Below are 301 nucleotides of genomic sequence, written 5' to 3'. Positions count from 1 at the left end.
CTTTGAAGCTGCTCCTTCGTAAAGGCAATAAACGGCTTCGTTAATCATCGGCATTAATATGCGATTAGATATAAAGCCCGGGAAGTCATTGACTTCGACAGGGGTTTTATTCATCCGGACGGCAAGCTTCTTTACTGTTTCCGCCGTTTCTTCCGATGTGGCGAGTCCTCTGATGACTTCGACAAGCTCCATGACCGGACCCGGATTCATAAAATGCATGCCGATTACTTTTTCAGGCCTTTTTGTGGCCGCGGCAAGCTCCGTAATGGGAAGAGAAGACGTATTGCTTGCCAATACGGCA

General features: G+C 47.8%; 1 protein-coding gene. It reads right to left on the bottom strand.

Annotated features, from left to right (window positions below; all coding sequences use genetic code 11):
• The coding region (locus SB660_RS19765) for a 3-hydroxyacyl-CoA dehydrogenase NAD-binding domain-containing protein (protein WP_410583967.1) at positions 1 to 301 on the bottom strand (301 nt) is incomplete at both ends.

The sequence above is a fragment of the Bacillus sp. SIMBA_005 genome (assembly GCF_046535585.1).
GTDB lineage: Bacteria > Bacillota > Bacilli > Bacillales > Bacillaceae > Bacillus > Bacillus pumilus.
Note: the sequence above shows the minus strand (reverse complement) of the source record. Positions and strands in the feature narration are given on the sequence as shown.